The 1,022-nt window shown below is 50.1% G+C and carries 1 protein-coding gene and 1 pseudogene; both read left to right on the top strand.

Annotated features, from left to right (window positions below; translation table 11 throughout):
• Positions 1–144 (top strand): annotated as a pseudogene (locus GBV73_RS11445) (RNA-guided endonuclease TnpB family protein); the annotation flags it as partial.
• Positions 138–710 carry a DOMON domain-containing protein gene (locus GBV73_RS11060; RefSeq protein WP_152881354.1) on the top strand — a complete coding sequence of 191 codons (573 nt, stop codon included), beginning with the start codon at positions 138–140 and terminating at the stop codon, positions 708–710. The pseudogene GBV73_RS11445 and the gene GBV73_RS11060, both read left to right, overlap by 7 nt.
• The last annotated feature ends 312 nt before the right edge of the window (positions 711–1,022 follow it).

Raw genomic sequence — 1,022 nt, 5'->3', positions numbered from 1 at the left:
GATGTGGTTGGCTCGTGGAATATTCGCTTGAAAGCCCTGAAGATGTGGGGAGTCTCCGTTCCCCCCGAAAGCCCTCCAATGAAGACGGGAGGAGGGAAGCCTACCCGTTACGAAATTAACGCCCTACACGCACTTTACTGGTAGGCAGAACGGGTGGAGGTACGACATCTTCTCCAGCCCAGACACCCACCACCTCGACTTCTCCGGTTCAGCTCGAGGAGTGGAAAGCAGACGGGATTATAGGGCAAAATGAATATCCCCACGAGCTCTCACTCGCCGGAGGAAAACTCACCGTTTACTGGAGAAACGACGACACTTACCTTTACATGGCCCTTAAGGGCCAAACCTCCGGATGGGTGGCTATAGGATTTGAACCCACTGACAAGATGAAGGATGCAGACATGGTTTTTGGATGGGTTCAAGACGGCAACACCGTTGTGATCGATGCTTATTCCACCGGAACCTACGGCCCACATCCACCCGACGAGAAGCTTGGCGGAAGTAGTGATATTCTTGAGTATGCCGGCAAAGAGGAGAACGGGGTTACGATAATAGAGTTCAAGAGGAAGCTCAATACCGGAGATCAGTACGATAAGGCCTTTACTCCCGGACAGAAAATAAGCTTCATCTTTGCTCTAGCCGATGCGGATGACTTCACGACCAAGCACAACATAGCGAGGGGTTATGGGGAGCTACAGCTCGACGGGTGATTTTAGTGGAGCCGTTTCAATTGCATGCAGTGATTCAGAGCACGGCACTCATTTTATTCCTTTTCGGAATCTATTATGCCAAAAAACACAACCACCGGATCCACCATCTTTTTGTCTATTCGGCCGTGGGATTACTCACGCTCGGCGTCGCCTACATGCTCTACACCATCGGCGGCGTGCCCTCAATCCATGGAAAGTTTGGACTTTTTGTATACTTATACGTTCTCTTTGCGGCGGGCGTGTTTAGTTTCACCCCCTGTTATTTAAACAGTATTTGACTCTGAGGAGGATTTTCAGACCATAACACATTAC

The organism is Thermococcus sp. 101 C5 (assembly GCF_009372125.1).
Taxonomy (GTDB): Archaea; Methanobacteriota_B; Thermococci; order Thermococcales; family Thermococcaceae; genus Thermococcus_A; species Thermococcus_A bergensis.
This window is presented reverse-complemented; position numbering and strand designations above follow the sequence as displayed.